Here is a 20,935-nt window from a genome sequence, read left to right on the forward strand (position 1 = left end):
ATCGAATAAATTTTGATAATTTGTTGTGAAGCGATGTGCAAGGAATAAAATTAGAGAGAATCTTGGATTCTCCCTAAATTTTTATTTGAGATTAAAATAATCTTTGATAGCTTCTGCTTTGTCAGTTTTTTCCCAAGTGAATTCAGGTAATTCTCTACCAAAGTGTCCATAACTTGCAGTTTTTTGATAAATAGGGCGGAGTAAGTCTAGAGTTTCAATAATGCCTTTTGGTGTAAGGCGGAAAAGATTTTTGACGCATTCTTCAATTTTGGAATCTTCTACCTTTCCTGTTCCGTGAGTATTGACAAGAATTGATACAGGTTCTACCACTCCAATAGCATAGGCAATTTGAACGGTGGCTTTATCGCAGATTCCACTTGCCACAAGATTTTTTGCGACATATCGCATCGCATAAGCACCACTTCTATCGACTTTGCTTGGGTCTTTTCCACTAAAAGCTCCCCCACCATGCGGACAGCTTCCACCATAAGTATCAACAATGATTTTTCGCCCTGTTAGCCCTGCATCACCTTGAGGACCACCGATGACAAATTTTCCAGTTGGATTGATAAAGTAGCGGATATTGTCAGTTGCAAATTGCTCTGGCAAAGATTTTTTGATAACTTCTTCAATAACGGCACTTCTAAGTGTTTCTTGAGAAGTCTCTGGACTATGTTGAGTTGAGACAACAATAGTGTCAATGCTCACAGGGATTCCATTAGCATATTTGATTGTAACTTGAGATTTGCCATCAGGGCGTAAAAAGGGAAGTGTTCCATCTTTTCTAAGGGTGGCTAATCTTTCGGTGATTCTGTGGGAAAGATAAATAGGAAGTGGCATTAAAACATCAGTTTCGCGACAAGCATAGCCAAACATTAAGCCTTGATCTCCTGCTCCAATCTCACCATCTTCTCTATCTACACCTTGATTAATATCGGGGCTTTGCTCTCCGATTCCATTAAGCACACCAGCACTGCGGTAATCAAATCCATAACGCGCATCAATATAGCCAATCTCTCGAATCACGCTTCTAGCAATGTCTTGCATAGGAGCATAAGCGTGAGTTTTTAATTCCCCAGCAATCACACAATAACCATTAGAAAGCAAAGTTTCACAAGCTACTCTAGCCTTTGGATCGCGCTCTATAATATAATCTAAAATCGCATCGCTAATTTGATCAGCCATCTTATCTGGATGTCCCTCGGTAACTGATTCAGAAGTAAAAAGAAATTCTTTTTTCATAAATTCACCTTGTATTTTTAATTTTTGTAATCTTATCAAAAATAATCTTAAAAAGTGTAAAAAAGATTCAAGAAATATTTAATATTGAATTTATATTACTATTGGTATCATTCCAGTTGATATTTTTTATCAACAAATTATTTTTATAAAGGATTTAAAATGTTAGTAACAAAAAAAGCTCCAAATTTCAAAGCACCTGCTGTTTTGGCAGACAATCAAATCGTTAATGATTTTGAACTTTCTAGAAATCTTGGTAGAAATGGTGCAGTCGTTTTCTTTTGGCCAAAAGATTTTACATTTGTTTGCCCTTCAGAAATTATCGCTATGGATCACAGAGTAAAAGCTTTTGCAGAAAAAGGTTTTAATGTAATTGGTGTTTCTATTGATTCTGATGTTGTTCATTTTGCATGGAAAAATACTCCAGTTAATCAAGGTGGAATCGGAAATGTTCAATTCCCTATGGTTTCTGATATTACAAAACAAATCTCAAGAGATTATGAAGTTTTAATTGATGAAGCAGTTGCACTAAGAGGTTCTTTCTTGATTGATAAAAATCAAGTTGTTCGCCACGCTGTAATCAATGACCTTCCACTTGGCAGAAATATGGATGAAATGCTAAGAATGTGTGATGCATTAACTTTCTTTGAAGAAAATGGTGAAGTTTGTCCAGCTGGTTGGAACAAGGGCGATAAAGGTATGAAAGCTGATGCTAAAGGTGTAGCAGACTATCTTTCTCAAAACGCAGATAAACTTTAATTTGCCACAATCCCTCTAGCCAAAAAGGCTTAGGGGGTTTAACTAATTCCCCCCTTTTGAGATTTAGCTTTCTAATTCTTGCGCTAGGTTATCTTTAGCTTCTTTAGGCAAATTGGCTAAAAAATTCTCCATATTAAAATTAATATTTTGTGTTTTTGCTTCATTTAAGAGAGCAATAGCTTTTTTGGAATTAAAATGATTAAGCGGTGCATATGGTTCAAAAAGGCAGTTGGTAATGGCTAGAGCATACGCATTTTTTTTGGTCTCATCTGTGGCAGCGTGAGGAGTGTCAATGTAAGAGATACTCTGAATTAGGATTTCATCAAATTTCCAATAATCAAATAAAAATCCCAAAAAAGATACGCTATCAACACCACAATAATGATTCTCTACTTCGTGAATGTCTTGGAAATTATGAGCTTTATTTTCAGCCAAGAACTCCTTGTCTTTATTGGACCTAATAAGTATGTCAGAGAGCAAAATCATGCCCAATCTTAAAAGCATTGCACAAGGCACAAGCGTATTTGCTAGGGCTTTATCTTCTTCTTTGAGCCAATTTGAGATGAAATCTACTTCCTTAGAGCAGTTGTTAAGAAAGTCTGCAGTGTCCAAACCATAAGGAGAAACATCAATAGTAAAGGTAGATTTAATGGAATTGGCTAAAACAACATTTTTGATATTGTTGATTCCTAGTAAGGAAATAACTTGCTGAATCGTAGATACTTGTCGCGAGAATCCATAAAAAGGAGAGTTTGCAAGGCGCAATAATTCTGCGACTAAAAGCGGATCTTTTTGGATAATGGTAGCAATCTTTTTGATTTCCAAATTTGCACCATTAGAATCAATATAATTACGCAATTCTGTTACGGTGCTTGGTAGAGGTGGAAGATCTTGAATAGCCTTTAATAATAAGGGGTTCATACATTTATCCTTGTTTCCAATTATTTTTGCTTAATTTTATATTATTTTTTTTAAAATTTCACTTATTTATTGAGCGGTAATTAGGGTGAATATTAAAGCGATATAGTGTAAAATATTGAATTATTTGGAATATTTGGCAAGGAGAGTTTATGCGTTTTGGGAAAATTGATTATTTGAATCTTTTGCCTTTTGAAGTTTTTATACGCGCGTATCCAACACCTTCTCAATTTATGTTGTGTTATAAAAAACGAAAATCTTATCCAGCTAGACTTAACAAAGAGTTTTTATTTGGCTACATTGATGCAGGGTTTGTGTCTTCTATTACAGCTTTAGGAAAAAGTAATTTTTTTGCCTCAAAAATTGGAATTGTCGCAAGAAAAAAAGTCTTAAGCGTTATTTGCCTAAAAGAAGAAGAAGGGAGTGATTATCAATCAGCAACTTCTAACGCACTTTTAAAGGTTTTAGGCTTAAAAGGGCGTGTTTTGATTGGAGATCGAGCATTAATAGAGGTTTTAAAACAGCAAAAGGAAGCCAGAGAAGATTATATTGATATGGGGGAATATTGGGTTTCTAGGCAAGGGTTGCCTTTTGTATTTGGGAGATTATGCGTAAGAAAAGATTTAACTTTTTTTAAGAAAATCATTCAGGCTTTTAAACAAAAAAGCATTAAAATACCTTACTATATCTTAGAGGAAGCTTCTTTAAAAACAGGGGTAAGCAAAAAGCAGATTTTAGAATATTTAAAAGTTCTTTCTTATGAGATTGATAAAAAGGCTAATTTTGGTATGCAAAGATTTTATAGAGAGTTGCGAATTTTGGGAATTAAACCTCCAAAACGATTCTAAAATAATGCGTTTAATGTTAAATATAATTTTTTATTGTATAATAATAACTTTGATTTTATAAAATTCCAAAATTTTTGGTGAAATATAGGAGTAAGGAAATGGAGAAAACATTATCCATTATTAAGCCAGATGCAGTAAAAAAGAATGTTATTGGTAAAATTGTTGATAGATTTGAAAGCAATGGCTTAAGAATTGCCGCAATGAAAAAAATTCAATTAAGCCAATGTGATGCGCAAGAGTTTTATGCCATTCACAAAAGTCGTCCCTTTTTCAATGATTTGGTTGCTTTTATGGTAAGTGGTCCAGTTGTTGTAATGGTATTAGAAGGCTTGAATGCAGTTGCGAAAAATCGTGAATTAATGGGTGCTACAAACCCTAAAGAAGCAGCAGAAGGGACAATAAGAGCAGATTTTGCTGAAAGCATTGATGCTAACGCAGTGCATGGAAGTGATAGCTTAGAGAATGCAGAAAAAGAAATTAAATTTTTCTTTGCAGAAAGAGAAATTTGCTAATTGGCTTCTAAGATTCCTTTTTTAAGAGCATTTCAAGCTTGTAGAAATGGAGAGAAGATTCCATTTAGTCTTCAAAAAGATTCAGTTAAGTTTGAAGGTTTCTTGTCTTATGATAGAACTTATAGAGACTTTATCAGGCTTGATGCGAGTTTGCAAGGAGAGATGGAGTTAGTATGCGATTTGAGTGGAGAAGAATACTTAGAGACATTAGACAATGAAGTTTCATTTTATCTTAGCAACGGAAAAGTTAGCTTGGATAATGAACATTTTGAAGAAGTTGTTGAATGTGAGAATGGAAGTATTGATTTGGCGGAAATTTTGAGGGGCGAATTGGAAATGATTCGCTGTGATTATCATATTAAAACTAAAATTTAAGGAGTAAAAAATGGCAGTACCAAAGAGACGCGTAAGTAAAACAAGAGCAGCAAAGAGAAGAACACATTATAAAATCACTCTAGCAATGCCCATAAAAGATAAAGATGGCACTTGGAAAATGCCTCATAGGGTAAATAAATTTACTGGAAAATATAAAGACTAAAATCAAGGCTTGGTAAGTATTGTGAAAATTGCTGTTGATGCAATGGGTGGTGATTTTGGAGCTTCACCGCTTGTAGAAGGTGCTTTGTGGGCATTAAAAGAGCGAGATTTTTCGTTAGTTCTTATTGGGGATAAAACGATTCTTGAACCTTTGATTCCTGCAAATATGGTAAATAGAGTTCAAATCATTCATTGTGAAGATTTTATTGCAATGGATGATGGTGCTACTGCAGCACTTAAGCGTAAAGATAGCTCAATTTACCTAGCTATGGAAATGCTCAAAAACAAAGAAGTAGATGCGGTGGTTTCTGCTGGGCATAGTGGTGCAACTATGAGTTTGGCAACTTTAAAAATTGGACGCTTAAAAGGCATTTCTCGTCCTGCAATTTGCACCTTGATGCCACGCACTGATGGAAATAAAAGTCTCATTGTTGATGCAGGTGCTAATGTGGATTGTAAGCCTGAAAATCTTTTTGAGTTTGGCGTTATGGGGCATGAGTATGCAAAATGGATTTTGAAATACCCTAAAGTGCGAATCGGATTGCTTGCCAATGGAGAAGAAGAATGCAAGGGCAATGAAAACACAAAAGCGGCAATGGAAATATTAAGGAATCATCCAAGCTTTATTGGAAATATTGAAGGCAATAATATTTTTGATTCTTCAGTTGAGGTGATTGTTTGTGATGGTTTTGTCGGAAATGTTGTCCTTAAAACAAGTGAGGGCGTTGCAGATTCAATCATTCATCTCTTAAGACAATATATCAAAGATTCCTTTGCAGGAACTTTTGGAGCATTGTTTATGCGAGGTGTGTTTAAGAAGCTTAAAAAGCAAATTGATTATGCAGAATACGGCGGTGCGCCACTTCTTGGCATTGATGGGAATGTGATTATTTGTCATGGGAAAAGTAATGCTAAAGCAATGAAAAATGCAATTTTTCAGGCAATTTCTACGATTGAAAATGGCATTAATGATAAGATTCTAAGTGCCTTGCAACAATATAAAATAACAACAAAATAATTTTTAGGAGTTCCTATGGAGAAAAAAATCTATGCAAGTTTAAACTCCATTGGGGCTTATGTGCCAAGTCGAATTATAACAAACGATGATCTCTCAAAAATTGTTGATACAAGCGATGAATGGATACAAAAAAGAACGGGAATTAAAGAGCGGAGATTTGCCGATTCCACTGAAGCGACAAGCGATTTAGCAACTAAAGCAGCGCAATTAGCCATAGAAAGGGCAAAGCTTAGCCCCGATGAAATTGATATGGTTATTGTAGCAACTATTTCTCCAGATTTTCTTTGTATGCCTTCAACGGCTTGTGTGGTGGCTAATAATCTTGGGATTATTAATAAACCTGCTTTTGATATTTCAGCAGCGTGTAGTGGCTTTATTTATCTTTTGTATCTTGCAAAATCATTTATTGAATCGGAAGCTTGTAAAAATGTCCTTATTATTGGGGCAGAGAAGCTATCAAGTATTATTGATATGGAAGATAGAAGCACTTGTGTTCTTTTTGGAGATGGAGCGGGAGCGGCTGTGATTGGGAGAAGTGAAGATTTTAGTCAAGCTATTTTGGATGTAAGAGTGGCATCTAATGGTGGCTATCAAGACTTTTTGATGACACCTGGTTGTGGGAGTAGGAATCCTGCGAATGCTAAAATGCTTGAAGAGCGGTTGCAGTTTATCAAAATGAAAGGCAATGAAACCTTTAAAATAGCGGTAAAAACTCTCACTAATGATGTGATTGAAATTATGAAAAATAATCATCTAACAAAAGACGATATTGATTTTTTCATTCCTCATCAAGCTAATATGCGGATTATTTCAGCAGTGGGTGAAAGCTTGGGATTTCCGATTGAAAAAGTGGCTCAAAGTGTGCAAAAATATGGTAATACTTCGGCTGCTTCGATTCCTATGGCGATTAATGATTATTATGAAGCAGGAGCATTAAAGAAAGGTTCTAGGTTGCTTCTTGATGCTTTTGGTGGTGGATTAACTTGGGGATCAGCAATTCTTAGTTTTAATGGAGAGTGATTAAGTTAAGCAATGAATATAATTTTGATTAATTGCAAATAAGATAGAAACTTGACTTTTGTTTGTATTGTTGATTCTAAGGAATAGATATAGGTTGTTTGGTTGTTTTTGTTAATTTTTTAATATTTAAGATTTGAGCTAAAGTTTTTAAAGTTGGTTTTTTAAAAATCTATTCTTTATATTTGTGTTTTTTAATAACTAAAAATAGTTTAAAAATTTTTAGGAAATGAAAAATAAAATGGTGATTTAAAAAGAGGGTGATATTTTATGATATGCAAAAGAAACTCACTTTTGCGCCCCTAGCTAGAAAATATCACAATATGATTCTCCATTATACAAAGTAGAACTTTTGGTATTTTCGCACTCTAAGATTCCATTTTTAAGCACAAAAGACACAGATTTATCAGAGTTAATTCCGATAAAACCATTGTTTTGTATTTTGAAATAGCAGCGACTAGGTTGCGTATCTAAGTTTTTATAAAGTTTGGATAAGTCAAGGTTTTGGGTGGAATTGTTTTGAGCTTTGATATGGTTTCTTAGTGCAATTTTAAAATTAAGAACTTGAATTTGTAGTTTTTTATCACAAGCGCTTTGTTGGTAATCAAAAAGCTTTGGGATTCCAAAGCTAAGTAAGATTCCAAGCAAAAGCAAAACTAGCAAAACTTCCAAAAGCGTGAAGGCTCTGTGATTCAAAAGAGGTTTATTAAAATACAATAGAATTGCTTAGAAGCGGTATTATAAGTGGAGTTGCTGAAGTGAGATTGATTTGATAGAGCAGTTTTTGACAAGTGTCTCCATTGGCATCTGGAGTGTCAGCAGCAGAAATTTCTAGAAAACGCACTTGAGTTGGCGAACTAGCTTGTGTGCCATTTGAATTGCTTAATAATTCTGCACTAATGCAAGATCCTCCGCTAGATGCTTCAAGTTTTGTAGAAATCGTATAATCTCCTAGATTCCAATTGGTTTCACTCAAAGTGATAGCATCGCTAAAAGTGCCTTGTCCTTGAGAGAGGAAATAGGCAGGAAAAGAGCTCTTTAGGGTGCTTATATCGCTTTTTAGTGCGACAAGTTTGGCATCATCGCGACTAGCAGAGATTTTTGGAATAGCAATGGCGGCTAAAATACCTAAAATGACTAGAATAAACACTAGCTCAAGCATTGTAAAAGCTTTTTTATTTTTTAACTTCATCGCATTCCCTAATTTGTAGCTATTATGCTTTTTGTTTAGATTCTAGTGATTTTATCACTTTCTATCGCGCGTGTAAAGGGTTTTTAGTTTTTTTGGTATCATTAGAGAAAATTTTTGGGAATAAAAGGAATGAAATATGATAGAAACTAAGATAAGCTCGGGGGGGGGGCAAATAATAGTGCCTCTTTAAAGAAAAATATTGTTTTACTTGGTGGAAGTAATTCGGTAATGGTTAATGGGTTGCAAAAAGGAATTAGAGAGGGAATTGCAAAACTTAATGAAAATAGAAAAGAAGAAGAAAAGTTAGAGTTTTATAATTTTGCTTTGGGAAGTTCCATTGGTTTGCAAAATCTTTATGAATTATTAAGGGAGAGAAATAGTTCTATTTTGCAAAATACCGATCTTATTATTACTGAGTCTAACATTAATGAAATTGCTAATCACCATGCTTATAGCAGAATTCCATTGGAAAAGATTTTTGCAAGTATTGAATGGTTTTATGGAACGCTTTATAATTTGCAAAAGCGCGTTGTTGTCTTGCTTTTGCCACTATTTGGATATCCCAATGAGATCGCAATTAATAATGCCCATAGAATTTGTGCTAATCGATATGGATTTAATCTTATTGATATGCAAAAAATATATACACAAGATAATTTATGGGATTTTTATAAATATTGGGGATTTCATCAGATGATGCGACTTATGAGTGCAATGGGAGAAAATATTATTAAATCTTTTAATGATTTTCAAAAAACAAAAACAATTGAGTTTTTTCCGCAGTTGCCGAAATTTGAGATTGTATCACCTAAACAGATGATTCTTTCTAGTGAAAATATTGAAACTAAAACGCTTAAAAATTCAGCCTTTTGCGAGGAGATTTATAGAATTAGAAGCGGAGTGTGTTTGCAATTTCCCACAGAATATAAAGGGTTTCATTTATTGGGTATTCATGCTTGGAATGAAGGAAAACCTAAGGTTGGTTCTGTTTATAATTTTTATTCTAGTATTATTGTTGGTAGTTCTAAGCAGAATCTCATTAAGGCTAGTTCGCTTATAAGGCTATTTAATACCATTAATGCTGATTTTATTGTGGATGATAATACTTCTGTGTGTTTTAATGAACTTAATCACCCTGCAACAGAAGGCAGTGAAGCTGTCATTCCAAATCAGCATACTAAAATTTTAGATTATTTTGATCTTGTCGATTTTTTATTGGCTAGTGGAGGAGAATGGCATTATCCTATGCCAGATAATCATGAAACTATTGAAATAGAATCCAAATACAACTTCAATCATTTAATTCCAGATGTTAAACTTTATAAAGAAATCATAGATGAGTATTGCAGATTAATGGATCCGATTAAAATTGCCCCCCTCCAAAAACAACTCCAACAAAAAGACCAAATCATCCAAACTAAGAATCAGGAACTAGAAACTAAAACCCAACAACTCACCCAAACTAAGAATCAACTTGATACCATTAAAGTTCAATTAGATTCCACTAAGAATCAACTCAATTCTGCTCAAAAAGAATTAGATTCCACTAAACAACAACTTGATTCTAAAGTTAAAGAACTCTCTTCTCTTCCTATCAAAAAACAAACTCTAGAAATAAAGAATCTAGAACAAGACTTAATCAATAAACAATTACACACCAAACAACTTGAAAAAGAATTAAGATATGAATCCAATGTTTTAAAAGAATTAGAATTAAAGAATCAAGAATTAATTCAAACTAAGAATCAATTAGATTCTACTAAAAAACAATTAGATTCTAAAACCAAAGAATTAGAATCTAAAAACAAGATTCTATCTTCTAATCCAAATACTTCTTGCTTTAAAGGAAAACTTGCTTATCTTAATACACTCACTACTGCTAAAGATAGAATCCACAATCATCTATCATACAAACTAGGACAAGCTATGATAGAGAATTCTAAATCTTTACTAGGATATATTAGAATGCCTTATGTGTTATCTTATATTAAAGAACAACACAATAAAGAACAAAAACAATACCAAGAAGCTATTAAAAAGAATCCTAATCTTAAACTCCCTAATCTAGAATCTTATCCTGATTACAAAGAATCTTTAAAAGAAAAAGAATGTCTTACTTATAAACTAGGAGAAGCTTTTATAAAAGCTGATAAAACTTGGTATAAGGGTGGATATGTTAAACTGTGGTTTGAGGTTAGGAGATTGAGGGGGGAGAGGAAGTAGATTTCATCACCCAAAGAGCATTTTATTTTGAAGGCTGTGGGCATATAAAAAAGAATTTCTATGCCCAAACATAATTGATTCTATGTTATGAATAAAATGCAATTGCCCAAAAAGCGTGTTAGTAATATCAAAGAATCTTTGACATTGCATAAATAGTGGCGGTTTCGCTGCGTAGAATGTTGGAGTGGATAGCAGTGTATTTGGGGTTGCTCTTTAGAAGTTCTTTTTCTTGTGGGCTAAAGCCACCTTCAGCACCAACTAAAATGGGAATTTCTAGGCTACTCTCTAGTGCTTTTCCGCCAAAGTCTAAAACTCCAGTATTAGGATATTTTCCCAAAACTTCTTGTAGGTTTTCTAGCATTTCAATTTCTAAGAGTGTGATTCGACCGCATTGCATACAAGAATTTTCTAGAATCTTTTGAAACCGCTCCAAGTTTAACTTGAAATTTTTTTGTGAATATTGTGCATAAAAAAAGCTAATTTTAGAAATATTAAGTTCATTAAGAAAGGGCAGTGTTTTTTCGATAATTTTGGGATCAATCATTGCCCAGATTAGATGCCCTTTGGGTGGATTTTGAGGCGGTGTTTCAAGCTTAGATTCTAGCCTTAGGGTGGCATATTTTTTGCTTAGTTCAGCAATGCTGTAAGTGTAGCAATAATAGTCCCTAAGATTTCGTAGTTGCAATGATTCTGTTTTTTTAGCACGCCTTGAGTGAAAAAGGTGATGATAAGCTTCTCCTTCTAATATCAAGGATTCATTACCAGCATCTTTGTGGATAATAAATTGCATTTTAACTCCAAAGAATAAAAATCAATCCAAAGGCACAAAAATCAAAAAGGTATTTTAGCCTTGCCCATTTAAAAAAGGATTCTCTAATAGCGGGGTTAGATTCTACTCTAGTCATTTTTTGTTTTTTGTGGCGTTTGATTTCGGCAACAAAAACAATCAACCACAAAATAACCATAGCAAGGATTTTTAGAGTTAGGATAAATCCAAGGGTTGCCCAAATGACAAGTCCGCTAAAAAGACTCGCACTTAAAAAAAGATAATATGCAGGAGTGGCGATTGCAAGGATTTTTAGCCTTTTGGTGTGTGAGGGGTAGAAAAAAAGCGCATAAAGATTGATAATAGGGAATAAAAATAAAGGCAAACAAAGCCATAAGTGGTAAGTTAGAAGTTCAGCGATGATTGATTCCAAAGAGAGCCTTTTTGTAAAATTTTGGAAATTGTAGCAATAAAAGCATAGCTTGTAAAGTCATATAGGCTTTAGAATTGATCATAGAGTAGCTTGGTTGCCATAGAAAAAGATACAATAACAATAAGGGGTTTGATGATTTTGATTCCATATTTGATAGCTGCCCTTGAGCCAAGATTTGCTCCGATAAACTGCCCCATTGCCATAACAAGCCCGATTCCAAAGAGCATATTTCCGCCAATGGCAAAAAATATCAAAGAAGCAAGGTTGGTTGAAAAATTATAGAGTTTTGCTTCAGCTAGGGCATTAGTAATCCCAAGTCCTCCTAGTGCAATAAGGGCTAACATTAAAAACGATCCCGTGCCTGGACCAAAAAATCCATCATAAAATCCTATTCCTACAAGGGCTAAAAAAAGATAGGCTTTGTGGATTTGTGTGGCTCTTTGATCTTCACTAATTTTTGGTGAAAGGAGAAAATAAAATCCAAAAATCATAATCAAAAAAGGCAAGAATTTGGAGAGAAAATCGGTGTTAATAAACTGCACAGAAATAGTTCCTAGACTTGAAAAAATAAAGACTAAAATAGCAAAGGGAAGGCATTTTTTTAAGTTTAAATAGCCCTTTTTATAAAAATGTCTTGTCGCAGAGAAGCTTCCAAATGAGCTTTGAAGTTTATTGGTTGCAAGTGATTCTAAGGGTGAAGCTCCAGAGAGTAGAAGCGCAGGTAGAGTAATCATTCCTCCGCCTCCAGCAATTGAATCAATAAAACCTGCTAAAAATGCAGCAAGAAAGAGCAATATAAGAGTGCTTATTTCAAATTCCATACAAATGCCTTAAACATTTTTAGCGAAATTATAATCCCAAAAAGTTTTTTTATCCCTTATTTAGCTTTAAATATTGAGAGCAAAAACTAGGGAATTATTGGGGATTTTTATATTCTTTATTTTTATAAAAACAGCTTTAGCTATAATTTCAAAAAAATAATAAGGCAAAAAATGACTTATGATGTGATTGTAATTGGTGGTGGGCATGCTGGTATTGAAGCCTCTATCGCCTCAGCAAAGCGAGGTTGTAAAACTTTGCTTTTGACAATGCTTGTAGAGCAAATTGGCGCAGCAAGTTGTAATCCTGCTGTAGGTGGGCTTGGAAAGGGGCATTTGGTAAAGGAAGTGGATGCATTAGGTGGGGTAATGGGCTATATCACTGATAAAAGTGGGATACAATTTCGTACTCTTAATGCTTCAAAAGGTCCTGCGGTGCGTGGGACTAGAGCGCAAATTGATATGGATAGATATAAAATTATCGCGCGTGAAATTTGCTATCAAACTAAAAATCTTGAAGTCTCACAACAAATTGTAGAATCGCTATTGCTAGAAAACAATTGTGTAGTAGGGGTTAAAACTAATATTGGAAAAGTCTATCACTCCAAAAAAGTGATTTTAACCACAGGGACTTTTTTGCGTGGAAAGATTCATATTGGCGAGAATATCTCTAATAATGGTAGAGCGGGAGAACCACCCGCAATGGAGCTTGGAGAATGTTTAAGGGAATTAGGACTTGAAGTGGGGAGGCTAAAAACTGGAACTTGTGCTAGAATTAAAGCAAGTAGTATAAACTTTGAAGCCCTAGAGAAGCACTATGGCGATATGCCACCCCCATTTTTTAGCAAACAAACTCAAAAAGAATTAGGAAATAAAGAGTTTTCTCCCACTCAACTCCCTTGCTATGTAACTTATACTAACGCCAAAACTCACGAAATTATCAGAAATAATTTTCATAGAGCACCAATGTTTATAGGGCAAATTGAAGGGATTGGACCGCGTTATTGCCCAAGCATTGAAGATAAGGTGAATCGCTTTAGTGATAAAGAGCGTCATCAGCTTTTTTTAGAGCCACAAACGCTAGAGGCTAATGAATATTACATTAATGGCTTGACAACTTCATTGCCTTTTGATGTGCAAGAAGAGATGATTCATAGTATTGAAGGCTTAGAAAATGCAGAAATTGTGCGTTATGGCTATGCTATTGAATATGATTATATTAATCCCACAGAATTAAAGCACACGCTAGAGACTAAAAAAATTAAGAATCTTTATTGTGCAGGGCAGATTAATGGCACCACAGGCTATGAAGAGGCAGCGGCGCAAGGTATTTTTGCAGGGATTAATGCTAGTCTTAGTGTTCAAGGAAAAGAAGAAATCACGCTAAAGCGCAATGAGGCTTATATTGGCGTGATGATTGATGATTTGGTAACAAAAGGAACCAAAGAACCTTATAGAATGTTTAGTTCAAGGGCAGAATATAGGTTGCTTTTGCGTGAGGGAAATGCAATCTTTAGGCTTGGAGAATTGGCTTATGAGCTAGGCTTAATGCAAGAAGAAGAATATCAGGCTTTATTGCAAGATAAAAGCGATATTCAAAAAGGTTTGCAATGGTTAGATTCTACTGCACTTACACCTACTCAAGAGATTTTGGCATTTTTGGATTCTATTCAAGAAGAAAAAATTAGCGATAAGACAACTTGGAGAACAATCGTGGGGCGTAGGAGTTTTGATTTGCCTAAGCTTTTGAAGCTTGGAGAGATTGTCCAGACGCCTTTTGCAAAGTTTTCGCATCGTGCTTTAGAAGAAATTTTGGTGGAAGCAAAATATGCAAATTATATCCAAAAGCAACAAAGCCTTATTGATAATATGGATAAAATGCTAAACATTAAGATTCCAGCTGATTTTAGCTTTGATATGATTCCTGGATTAAGCTTGGAAGTGGTGGAAAAACTCAAAAAATTCACTCCCAAAAGTCTTTTTGAAGCAAGTGAGATCAGTGGAGTAACTCCTGCTAGTTTGGAAGTCTTGCAACTTTATATTCATTTGCATCACAAGAAAAAAGCCCTAGAATTGGCTAAGGAAAATAACTAAACTTTATTTTAGTGAGATTGCGTTAGAATCTCATCTTAAATTATCTTTAGGTGTAAAATATGAAAACCACAAAAAGCCTTTTTAAGACATTTTTGATTGTTATGATCTTGTCTTTTTTGTCATCTTCTGTGAGCTTGGCTCAAGAAACAAAGGGAGAAGAATCGCGTTTAGATTCTTATAATAAACTCCGAAAAGTGATTGGAACGGTGGAGAAATATTATGTTGATGAATTAACTTTAGAACAGATTGTTGATAAAGCAATTGATGGTCTATTATCAAACCTTGATGCGCATTCCGCATATTTGGATGAGAAAAAGTTTGAAGAGCTTAAGATTCAGACTAATGGGGAATTTGGTGGTATTGGAATTACCATTGCGCTCAAAGAGGGTGCTTTGACAATTATCGCCCCTATTGAGGGAACTCCAGGTGATAAAGCAGGATTAAAAAGCGGAGATATTATTTTAAAGATTGATAATGAAAGCACTCTGAATATGAGTATTGATGATGCGGTTAATCGTATGCGAGGCAAACCAAATACAAAAGTGCAACTTACAATTGTAAGGAAAAATAATCCAAAACCATTGGTTTTTGACATTACAAGAGATAATATCAAAGTAGAAAGCGTTTATGTAAGAGGGATTGAAAACACCGATTATGTTTATGTGAGAGTTACTTCCTTTGATAAAAATGTAAGCCAAAGAGTGGAGGATGAGCTTAGGAAGTTTAAAAAAGTTGATGGAATTGTGTTGGATTTGAGAAATAATCCTGGAGGGCTTTTAAATCAAGCTGTGGAATTGAGTGATTTATTCTTAGAAAATGGTGTGATTGTTTCCCAAAAAGGTCGCATTGAAGATGAGGATATCGTGTATAAAGCTAATAAAAGAACGCCTTATGCAAAAGTGCCTTTGGTGGTGTTGATTAACAATGGAAGCGCAAGTGCTAGTGAAATTGTTGCAGGAGCGATTCAAGACAATAAGCGCGGGGTGCTTGTTGGGGAAACAACTTTTGGAAAAGGTAGTGTGCAAGTGATTTTGCCAACAGAAGAAAAAGAAGCTTTGCGCTTAACTATTGCGCGTTATTATTTGCCAAGTGGAAGAACGATTCAAGCAGTTGGTGTAACACCAGATGTGGAAGTAGGACCAGGGGCTGTCCCAGTGGATAATGATCGTATTAGCATCAAGGAAGCTAATTTACAAAAGCATTTAGAGGGTGAGTTGCAAAAGGTCGGTAGCAAAGAAAGCAAATCTAAAAAGAAAGAAGATAAAAATATTATCACACAAGAAACTATTTTTTCAGACATTCAGTTAAAAAGTGCCATTGATGCACTTAAAGTTTTTAAAGTAGTTGATTAAAGGAGAAAATATGCAAGTAGAACAAAAAGAAATGATGTATGAGGGCAAAGGAAAGAAACTTTATAAGACTAGTGATACAAATTTAGTGATTGCAGAGTTTAAAGATGATTTAACAGCTTTTAATGCAGAAAAAAAGGGCAGTGAAGAAGGGAAAGGGAGTTTGAATTGTAAGATTTCAACAGAAATTTTTAAATTACTCCAAAAAAATGGAATTAAAACACATTATGTAGAGACTTTGGGTGATAATTTAATGCTTTGCAAAAAAGTGCAGATTATTCCTATTGAAGTGGTAGTAAGAAATATTGCCACAGGATCTTTAAGCAAAAGATTAGGGATTAAAGAGGGAGAGAAACTACCCTTTGTGCTTGTAGAATTTTATTACAAAGATGATGCATTGGGTGATCCACTTATCAATGATGAACACGCCTTGATTTTAAATTGTGTCAAGAGTGTGGAATCGCTAGAAACTTTGCGAAAAATAGGGCGTGAGGTTAATGAAATTTTGCGTGAGTTTTTTGATTCTAAGAATTTACTCTTGGTGGATTTTAAGCTTGAATTTGGCGTGGATAATGAGGGGAATATTTTATTGGCTGATGAAATTACGCCTGATTCTTGTCGTTTTTGGGATAAAGATACAAAAGAAAAATTAGACAAAGACCGCTTTAGACAAGATTTAGGAAGCGTTAAAATGGCATATGAAGAAGTTTTAAAGCGAATTTTATCTTAAGGTGATAATATGAAAGTAGAAGTGATTGTATCATTAAAAGAGGGGGTGCTTGATCCTCAAGGCAAGGCGATTTGCCACGCTTTATCATCATTGGGGTATGAGAGTGTAAAAAATGCAAATGTGGGCAAAGTGATTACCTTGGAGATGGTAGGAGAAGATAAAGAAAAGGTTTATAAGGAAGTGGAGGCAATGTGTGAATCGCTTCTTGCAAATGTAGTGATAGAAGACTACAAAATTAAAATGTAAATAAAGAGATCTAATGAGTGTTGCTATCTTACAATTTTTAGGAACAAATTGCGAATATGATATGCAGTATGCCTTTTCTTTGTTGAAAGTGCCAACGCAAATAGTTTGGCACCAAGAAACTAAATTACCAAGTGAAACTAAGCTTGTTGTGATACCTGGTGGATTTAGCTATGGGGATTATCTGCGAAGTGGTGCGATTGCAAGGTTTGCGCCTATTATGCAAGCTGTGGTGGAATTTGCCAAAAAAGGTGGTTATGTGCTTGGAATCTGCAATGGATTCCAAATACTTCTTGAGAGTGGATTATTGCCTGGTGCAATGAAACGCAATGAAAACTTACATTTTGCCTCCAAAGATGTTTGCTTAAGAGTTGTGAATAATAACAATATTTTTTTAAGCAAATTTCAAAAAGATGATTTGTTGCAAGTGCCTATTGCCAATGCTGATGGTAATTATTACATTGATAAAGAAGGCTTAAAAATGCTAGAGCAAAAAGATCAAATTTTATTAGAATATGTTGGTTATAACAATGGTTCTTTGAGAAATATTGCAGGAATCTGTAACGAACAAAAAAATGTTTTTGGGCTAATGCCACACCCAGAACGATGTGTAGAGAAAATTTTGGGTGGTGATGTTGGATTAAAAATGTTAGAAGGTTTTTTAGAGATTCTATGAGATTTTTACTTTTTTTCTTTTGCATTATTGGGCTTTTTGCACAGGAAACTTCTATGTTTCCACAGGATTCTGATGCCTATACTCAGCCTATGCAAAACCAAAATTCTCCCCAAGGTTTCTTACCTGCTACTCCTGCGCCCATTGAAAAAGAATCATCTTTAAACACTCCCTTGGTGCAAGAAAAAGATTTAAAAAATCCCTTTGAAAAATTGCCACCACAAGAGGATTTAATTCCTTTAGAAAATAGCGATTCTAATCAAGCTCCAAATTCTATTCAAGAGAATTATCAAGGCACCTTAACGCCTAAAAATGTTTATTTGAGTCTTGTTAGCCCACTTCAAAATGTTTTGTATGTCAAGCAAATTATTCCTATTGAAGTAAAGCTTCTAATTTTTGGTGAATATTCCAAGATTACTACAAATTTTATTGCCAAAGATTCAAGTGTTAGCGTGTTAAATCCAGAGGAAAATTGGATTTTAAATCAAGATTCAAGCTTAAGGAATACCTTTTATTTTAGGATTGAACAGGTGAATTTTACGATTCCTAAAATAGAAGCTATAATTCAAACTAGCGAGGGAGTATTAAGGGAATCTACAGAATCTATTGTTGGTAAAGCTGTGCCTTTAGAGCGAAAGGGTAGCTACTCACAAGTGGTTGCTAATGATCTTAGGATTGTCGATACTAAAATCACAAGCTATGATTCACAAAGTAATTTAGCAGTTTTTCAGCTACAAAGCACGATGGGGAATTTATTTGATTTCCATTTGGAGACTTACGCACAGCAGGGAATTGAGAGTAAAAGGGGAGATTATAAAGAATCAGAGATTTTTTATTATGCAGTAGTGCCTAAGAGCTTGGATAAAATATCTTTTGATTATTTTAATGTGCAAAGTGCCAAATATGTAGAATTACACATTGATAATTTTTCACAAGACGATCGTGTTAGCACACAGAGCGATATTAGACCTAAAAATACTCTGCAAATTTATAAAATTCTAGCTACAATTTTTCTTATTATTGTCTTTTTGGGATTGTATTTGTATTATCGCAAAAAGCTGTTTTTGGTTTTGGGAGCTATTGTTTTGGCTGTTTTGATTTATTTATTGTCTATTAAAACTTCTGCTACTTTAAAGACAGATGTAGAAATTAGGATTCAGCCGACTTTTAATTCAACGATTATTTTAACAACACAAAATCCTATGGAGGTAAAGATTCTTTCAGATAAATATGGCTATTACAAAATATTGCTTGAAGATGATCGTATTGGATGGGTGAGAAAAGATGGTATCCAAAATTAGAGCTTTTAGTGCAGTGATTTATACTATGGTGGTAATACCCTTTAGTATTGCCTTGATGTATTGCTTCCAGAAATCTCATAGAAAGATACGCATAGCAACTGCTAAAGCTTTTATGAAGCTCTTTGGAGTAAGGGTGCAGGTGTTTGGAGAGATAGACAAGGAAGCAAGAATTTTGGTGATGAATCACCAAAGCTTTATGGATGTGATTTATCTAGAAGCAACACATCCTAATAACTTGTGTTGGATTGCCAAAAAAGAGCTTGGCAAACCTTTTTTGTATGGTCATGCTCTAAAAGCTCCTAAGATGATTTTGATTGATCGAGAGAGTAAAAAAGAGATGGTGTATCTACTTAAAGAAGCTAAAGATAGGTTGCAAAATGAGAGAACTCTGTGTATTTTCCCAGAGGGCACTCGATCATTAGGTGGTGAGAAATTTTTGCCTTTTAAAAGTGGTGCTAAAGTGCTTACAGAGCATTTTGGGCTTAGAGTGCAACCAGTGGTTTTTTGTGGAACAAGAAAATGTTTGGATATAGGTGCGATGCGTTTTGATAATGAAGCTTTTATAGTGAAATATTTGCCTTCTTTTGTGCCAGAAGGTGAGGATTGGTTTGTGGAGTTAAAAGAAAAAATGCAAAAGGAATACACTAGCCTTTATTCTCAACTTTTTGCATCGCCAAACTCGTAGATTACCTAAGTAGAGTGGGCTTTATGCTGTAATTTATTTCAAAATGGATAAGTAAAAAATGGAAAAAACAAGAAAAAAAACAAACAATGGATTTGTCGAATTTGGACTTAAGAGTAAAGTTTTAAAAGGAATTGATGAAGCAGGATTTAAAGAGCCAAGCCCTATTCAAAAAGAAGTTATTCCGGTAATTTTAGATGGGCTTGATGTGATTGCACAGGCGCAAACAGGGACAGGAAAAACAGCGGCTTTTGCTTTGCCCTTGGTTAATGATTTAAGACATGATGGTAGTGTTGAGGCTTTGATTGTTGCGCCTACAAGGGAGCTTGTAATGCAAATTGGTGATGAGGTTTTTAAGCTTGGGAAATACAATAAAGTCCGCACAGTATCGCTTTTTGGTGGGCAACCTATCCGCCGTCAAATTGAGCTTTTAGAAAAGAAACCTCAAATAATCATTGCAACACCAGGGAGATTATTAGATCATTTGCGCAATGGGCGTTTAAAGGATTTTAATCCAAAAGTGGTGGTGCTTGATGAATCAGATGAAATGTTAGATATGGGCTTTTTAGATGATATTGAAGAGATTTTTACTTATCTGCCAAGCGATCGCCAAACTCTGCTTTTTTCAGCGACGATGCCAACACCTATTAAGCATTTGGCACAAAAGATTCTGCATAATCCAAAGCTGATTAAAGTTACGCCAAGTGATACAACTAATCAAGATATTTCACAACGATATTACATTATTAATGAGCAAGAACGCGAAGATGCGATTGTGCGTTTAATTGATAGTGAGATGCCAAGCAAGGCTATTATTTTTACGCGTATGAAAAAAGAAGCAGATTTGCTTTGTGAAAGGCTTGTTAGCCGTGGTTATAAGGCGGGAGCTTTGCATGGAGATATGGAACAAAGAGAGAGGCAAAGGGCTATTAAAGCATTTAAAGATTCAAGTATTAATGTTTTGGTGGCTACAGATATTGCAGCGCGTGGGCTTGATATTAGTGGTGTAAGCCATGTGTTTAATTTCCATATTCCACTCAATCCAGAATCATATGTGCATCGCATAGGCAGGACAGGGAGAGCAGGCAAAAAAGGTGTTGCTATTACATTGGCAACACCTTTGGAGTTTAAAGAGTTGCGCAGAATCAAAGAAAACACAAAGGCTAAAATTGAGCTTTATGAGATTCCAGACTTACAAGATACGATTGACAAAAAAGATTCTAGTCTTTTAGAAAATATCCTAAAATGTGAAATCACCGATGAAGCTTTGAAGTTTTATGAGCAGATTCGCGCAAATGCGGATATGACACAATTAGTATGTAAGCTACTTTCTATGGTGCTAAAAGAAAATAAAATTATAGGTCCCAATAAGATTGGGCTAGACAAAGAGGGTTTAAGTCGCTTCCAAAAGCAACTTCAAAGTGATGAAAAAAAACACTCTAGCAAAAAAGGTGCGCATTCTCCCAGAAATATTTCTAGTAAAAAAAGCTTCAGTGAAAAAGAACGCCCAAAGAATCAAGGAAGAAAAGGCGCCACAAAAAGCAAAAAAAACTCCAAATCAACTCGCTCAAAAAGGAGATAAA

Annotated in this window: 23 protein-coding genes; 16 read left to right on the forward strand and 7 right to left on the reverse strand. The window is 34.7% G+C overall.

The features are described from left to right. Positions 1-81 precede the first annotated feature (81 nt). Positions 82-1,242: a methionine adenosyltransferase gene (metK, locus tag MKD52_RS00505; RefSeq protein ID WP_242098880.1), complete on the reverse strand. Its 1,161-nt coding sequence runs from the start codon at positions 1,240-1,242 to the stop codon at positions 82-84. A gap of 159 nt (positions 1,243-1,401) precedes the next feature. On the opposite strand from metK, the gene MKD52_RS00510 reads away from it, so the two are divergent. After that, the gene (locus MKD52_RS00510; RefSeq protein ID WP_242098881.1) at positions 1,402-1,998 is read left to right on the forward strand and encodes a peroxiredoxin; all 597 of its coding nucleotides are present in this window, start codon (positions 1,402-1,404) and stop codon (positions 1,996-1,998) included. A 63-nt stretch (positions 1,999-2,061) separates the two neighbouring features. On the opposite strand, the gene MKD52_RS00515 is transcribed toward MKD52_RS00510, so the two are convergent. Beyond that, a complete protein-coding gene (locus MKD52_RS00515; protein ID WP_112058027.1) occupies positions 2,062-2,919 on the reverse strand; it encodes an HDOD domain-containing protein in 858 nt (285 codons plus the stop codon). 149 nt (positions 2,920-3,068) lie between these two features. On the opposite strand from MKD52_RS00515, the gene MKD52_RS00520 reads away from it, so the two are divergent. From MKD52_RS00520 to MKD52_RS00545, 6 genes are all read left to right on the forward strand, one after another. Beyond that, on the forward strand, positions 3,069-3,764 hold the full coding sequence (locus MKD52_RS00520; RefSeq protein ID WP_112058028.1) for an MqnA/MqnD/SBP family protein: 696 nt from the start codon (positions 3,069-3,071) through the stop codon (positions 3,762-3,764). A gap of 98 nt (positions 3,765-3,862) precedes the next feature. Then, complete coding sequence (gene ndk, locus MKD52_RS00525; protein WP_242098882.1) at positions 3,863-4,276, forward strand: nucleoside-diphosphate kinase; 414 nt, start codon at positions 3,863-3,865, stop codon at positions 4,274-4,276. After that, complete coding sequence (locus MKD52_RS00530; RefSeq protein WP_242098883.1) at positions 4,277-4,651, forward strand: hypothetical protein; 375 nt, start codon at positions 4,277-4,279, stop codon at positions 4,649-4,651. It begins immediately after the preceding gene. Between the two features lie 10 nt (positions 4,652-4,661). Then, positions 4,662-4,814: a 50S ribosomal protein L32 gene (rpmF, locus tag MKD52_RS00535; RefSeq protein WP_112058031.1), complete on the forward strand. Its 153-nt coding sequence runs from the start codon at positions 4,662-4,664 to the stop codon at positions 4,812-4,814. Between the two features lie 21 nt (positions 4,815-4,835). Further along, positions 4,836-5,831: a phosphate acyltransferase PlsX gene (gene plsX, locus MKD52_RS00540; protein ID WP_220101908.1), complete on the forward strand. Its 996-nt coding sequence runs from the start codon at positions 4,836-4,838 to the stop codon at positions 5,829-5,831. Between the two features lie 15 nt (positions 5,832-5,846). Next, positions 5,847-6,851: a beta-ketoacyl-ACP synthase III gene (locus tag MKD52_RS00545; protein ID WP_112058032.1), complete on the forward strand. Its 1,005-nt coding sequence runs from the start codon at positions 5,847-5,849 to the stop codon at positions 6,849-6,851. Positions 6,852-7,154: 303 nt separating this feature from the next. On the opposite strand, the gene MKD52_RS00550 is transcribed toward MKD52_RS00545, so the two are convergent. Both MKD52_RS00550 and MKD52_RS00555 read right to left on the reverse strand, forming a co-directional pair. Further along, complete coding sequence (locus tag MKD52_RS00550; RefSeq protein ID WP_242098884.1) at positions 7,155-7,565, reverse strand: prepilin-type N-terminal cleavage/methylation domain-containing protein; 411 nt, start codon at positions 7,563-7,565, stop codon at positions 7,155-7,157. Continuing rightward, positions 7,555-8,040, reverse strand: a complete 486-nt coding sequence (locus MKD52_RS00555) for a prepilin-type N-terminal cleavage/methylation domain-containing protein (protein ID WP_242098885.1) — start codon at positions 8,038-8,040, stop codon at positions 7,555-7,557. The genes MKD52_RS00550 and MKD52_RS00555 overlap by 11 nt, the downstream gene beginning before the upstream one ends. Positions 8,041-8,268: 228 nt before the next feature. Between MKD52_RS00555 and MKD52_RS00560 the strand changes: the two genes are divergently transcribed. Further along, positions 8,269-10,263 carry a hypothetical protein gene (locus MKD52_RS00560; protein WP_242098886.1) on the forward strand — a complete coding sequence of 665 codons (1,995 nt, stop codon included), beginning with the start codon at positions 8,269-8,271 and terminating at the stop codon, positions 10,261-10,263. 127 nt (positions 10,264-10,390) lie between these two features. On the opposite strand, the gene MKD52_RS00565 is transcribed toward MKD52_RS00560, so the two are convergent. The 3 genes from MKD52_RS00565 to MKD52_RS00575 form a co-directional block, all read right to left on the reverse strand. Then, a complete protein-coding gene (locus MKD52_RS00565; RefSeq protein ID WP_242098887.1) occupies positions 10,391-11,053 on the reverse strand; it encodes a 16S rRNA (uracil(1498)-N(3))-methyltransferase in 663 nt (220 codons plus the stop codon). Between the two features lies 1 nt (position 11,054). After that, complete coding sequence (locus tag MKD52_RS00570) at positions 11,055-11,462, reverse strand: hypothetical protein (protein ID WP_242098888.1); 408 nt, start codon at positions 11,460-11,462, stop codon at positions 11,055-11,057. A 68-nt stretch (positions 11,463-11,530) separates the two neighbouring features. Next, the gene (locus tag MKD52_RS00575; protein ID WP_242098889.1) at positions 11,531-12,283 is read right to left on the reverse strand and encodes a TSUP family transporter; all 753 of its coding nucleotides are present in this window, start codon (positions 12,281-12,283) and stop codon (positions 11,531-11,533) included. 171 nt (positions 12,284-12,454) lie between these two features. Here MKD52_RS00575 and mnmG point away from each other — a divergent pair, with 171 nt between their 5' ends. The 8 genes from mnmG to MKD52_RS00615 are packed head-to-tail and all read left to right on the forward strand — an operon-like array spanning position 12,455 to position 20,934. Continuing rightward, on the forward strand, positions 12,455-14,374 hold the full coding sequence (gene mnmG, locus MKD52_RS00580) for a tRNA uridine-5-carboxymethylaminomethyl(34) synthesis enzyme MnmG (RefSeq protein WP_242098890.1): 1,920 nt from the start codon (positions 12,455-12,457) through the stop codon (positions 14,372-14,374). A 59-nt stretch (positions 14,375-14,433) separates the two neighbouring features. After that, the gene (locus tag MKD52_RS00585) at positions 14,434-15,726 is read left to right on the forward strand and encodes a S41 family peptidase (RefSeq protein WP_242098891.1); all 1,293 of its coding nucleotides are present in this window, start codon (positions 14,434-14,436) and stop codon (positions 15,724-15,726) included. A gap of 10 nt (positions 15,727-15,736) precedes the next feature. Next, positions 15,737-16,453 (forward strand): phosphoribosylaminoimidazolesuccinocarboxamide synthase, encoded by a 717-nt coding sequence (purC, locus tag MKD52_RS00590; RefSeq protein WP_242098892.1) that lies wholly within the window; start codon positions 15,737-15,739, stop codon positions 16,451-16,453. 9 nt (positions 16,454-16,462) lie between these two features. Then, entirely contained in the window at positions 16,463-16,699 is a 237-nt protein-coding gene (gene purS, locus MKD52_RS00595; RefSeq protein WP_112057883.1) for a phosphoribosylformylglycinamidine synthase subunit PurS, read from the forward strand. A 13-nt stretch (positions 16,700-16,712) separates the two neighbouring features. Continuing rightward, positions 16,713-17,372 (forward strand): phosphoribosylformylglycinamidine synthase subunit PurQ, encoded by a 660-nt coding sequence (gene purQ / locus MKD52_RS00600; RefSeq protein ID WP_242098893.1) that lies wholly within the window; start codon positions 16,713-16,715, stop codon positions 17,370-17,372. Beyond that, complete coding sequence (locus MKD52_RS00605) at positions 17,369-18,670, forward strand: SH3 domain-containing protein (protein ID WP_242098894.1); 1,302 nt, start codon at positions 17,369-17,371, stop codon at positions 18,668-18,670. The genes purQ and MKD52_RS00605 overlap by 4 nt, the downstream gene beginning before the upstream one ends. After that, a complete protein-coding gene (locus MKD52_RS00610) occupies positions 18,654-19,355 on the forward strand; it encodes a lysophospholipid acyltransferase family protein (RefSeq protein WP_112057885.1) in 702 nt (233 codons plus the stop codon). Before MKD52_RS00605 ends, MKD52_RS00610 begins: the two co-directional genes overlap by 17 nt. A gap of 58 nt (positions 19,356-19,413) precedes the next feature. Continuing rightward, a complete protein-coding gene (locus MKD52_RS00615) occupies positions 19,414-20,934 on the forward strand; it encodes a DEAD/DEAH box helicase (RefSeq protein ID WP_242098895.1) in 1,521 nt (506 codons plus the stop codon). Position 20,935: the final 1 nt, after the last annotated feature.

This window comes from Helicobacter sp. CaF467b (assembly GCF_022664765.1).
GTDB classification, from domain to species: Bacteria; Campylobacterota; Campylobacteria; order Campylobacterales; family Helicobacteraceae; genus Helicobacter_D; species Helicobacter_D colisuis.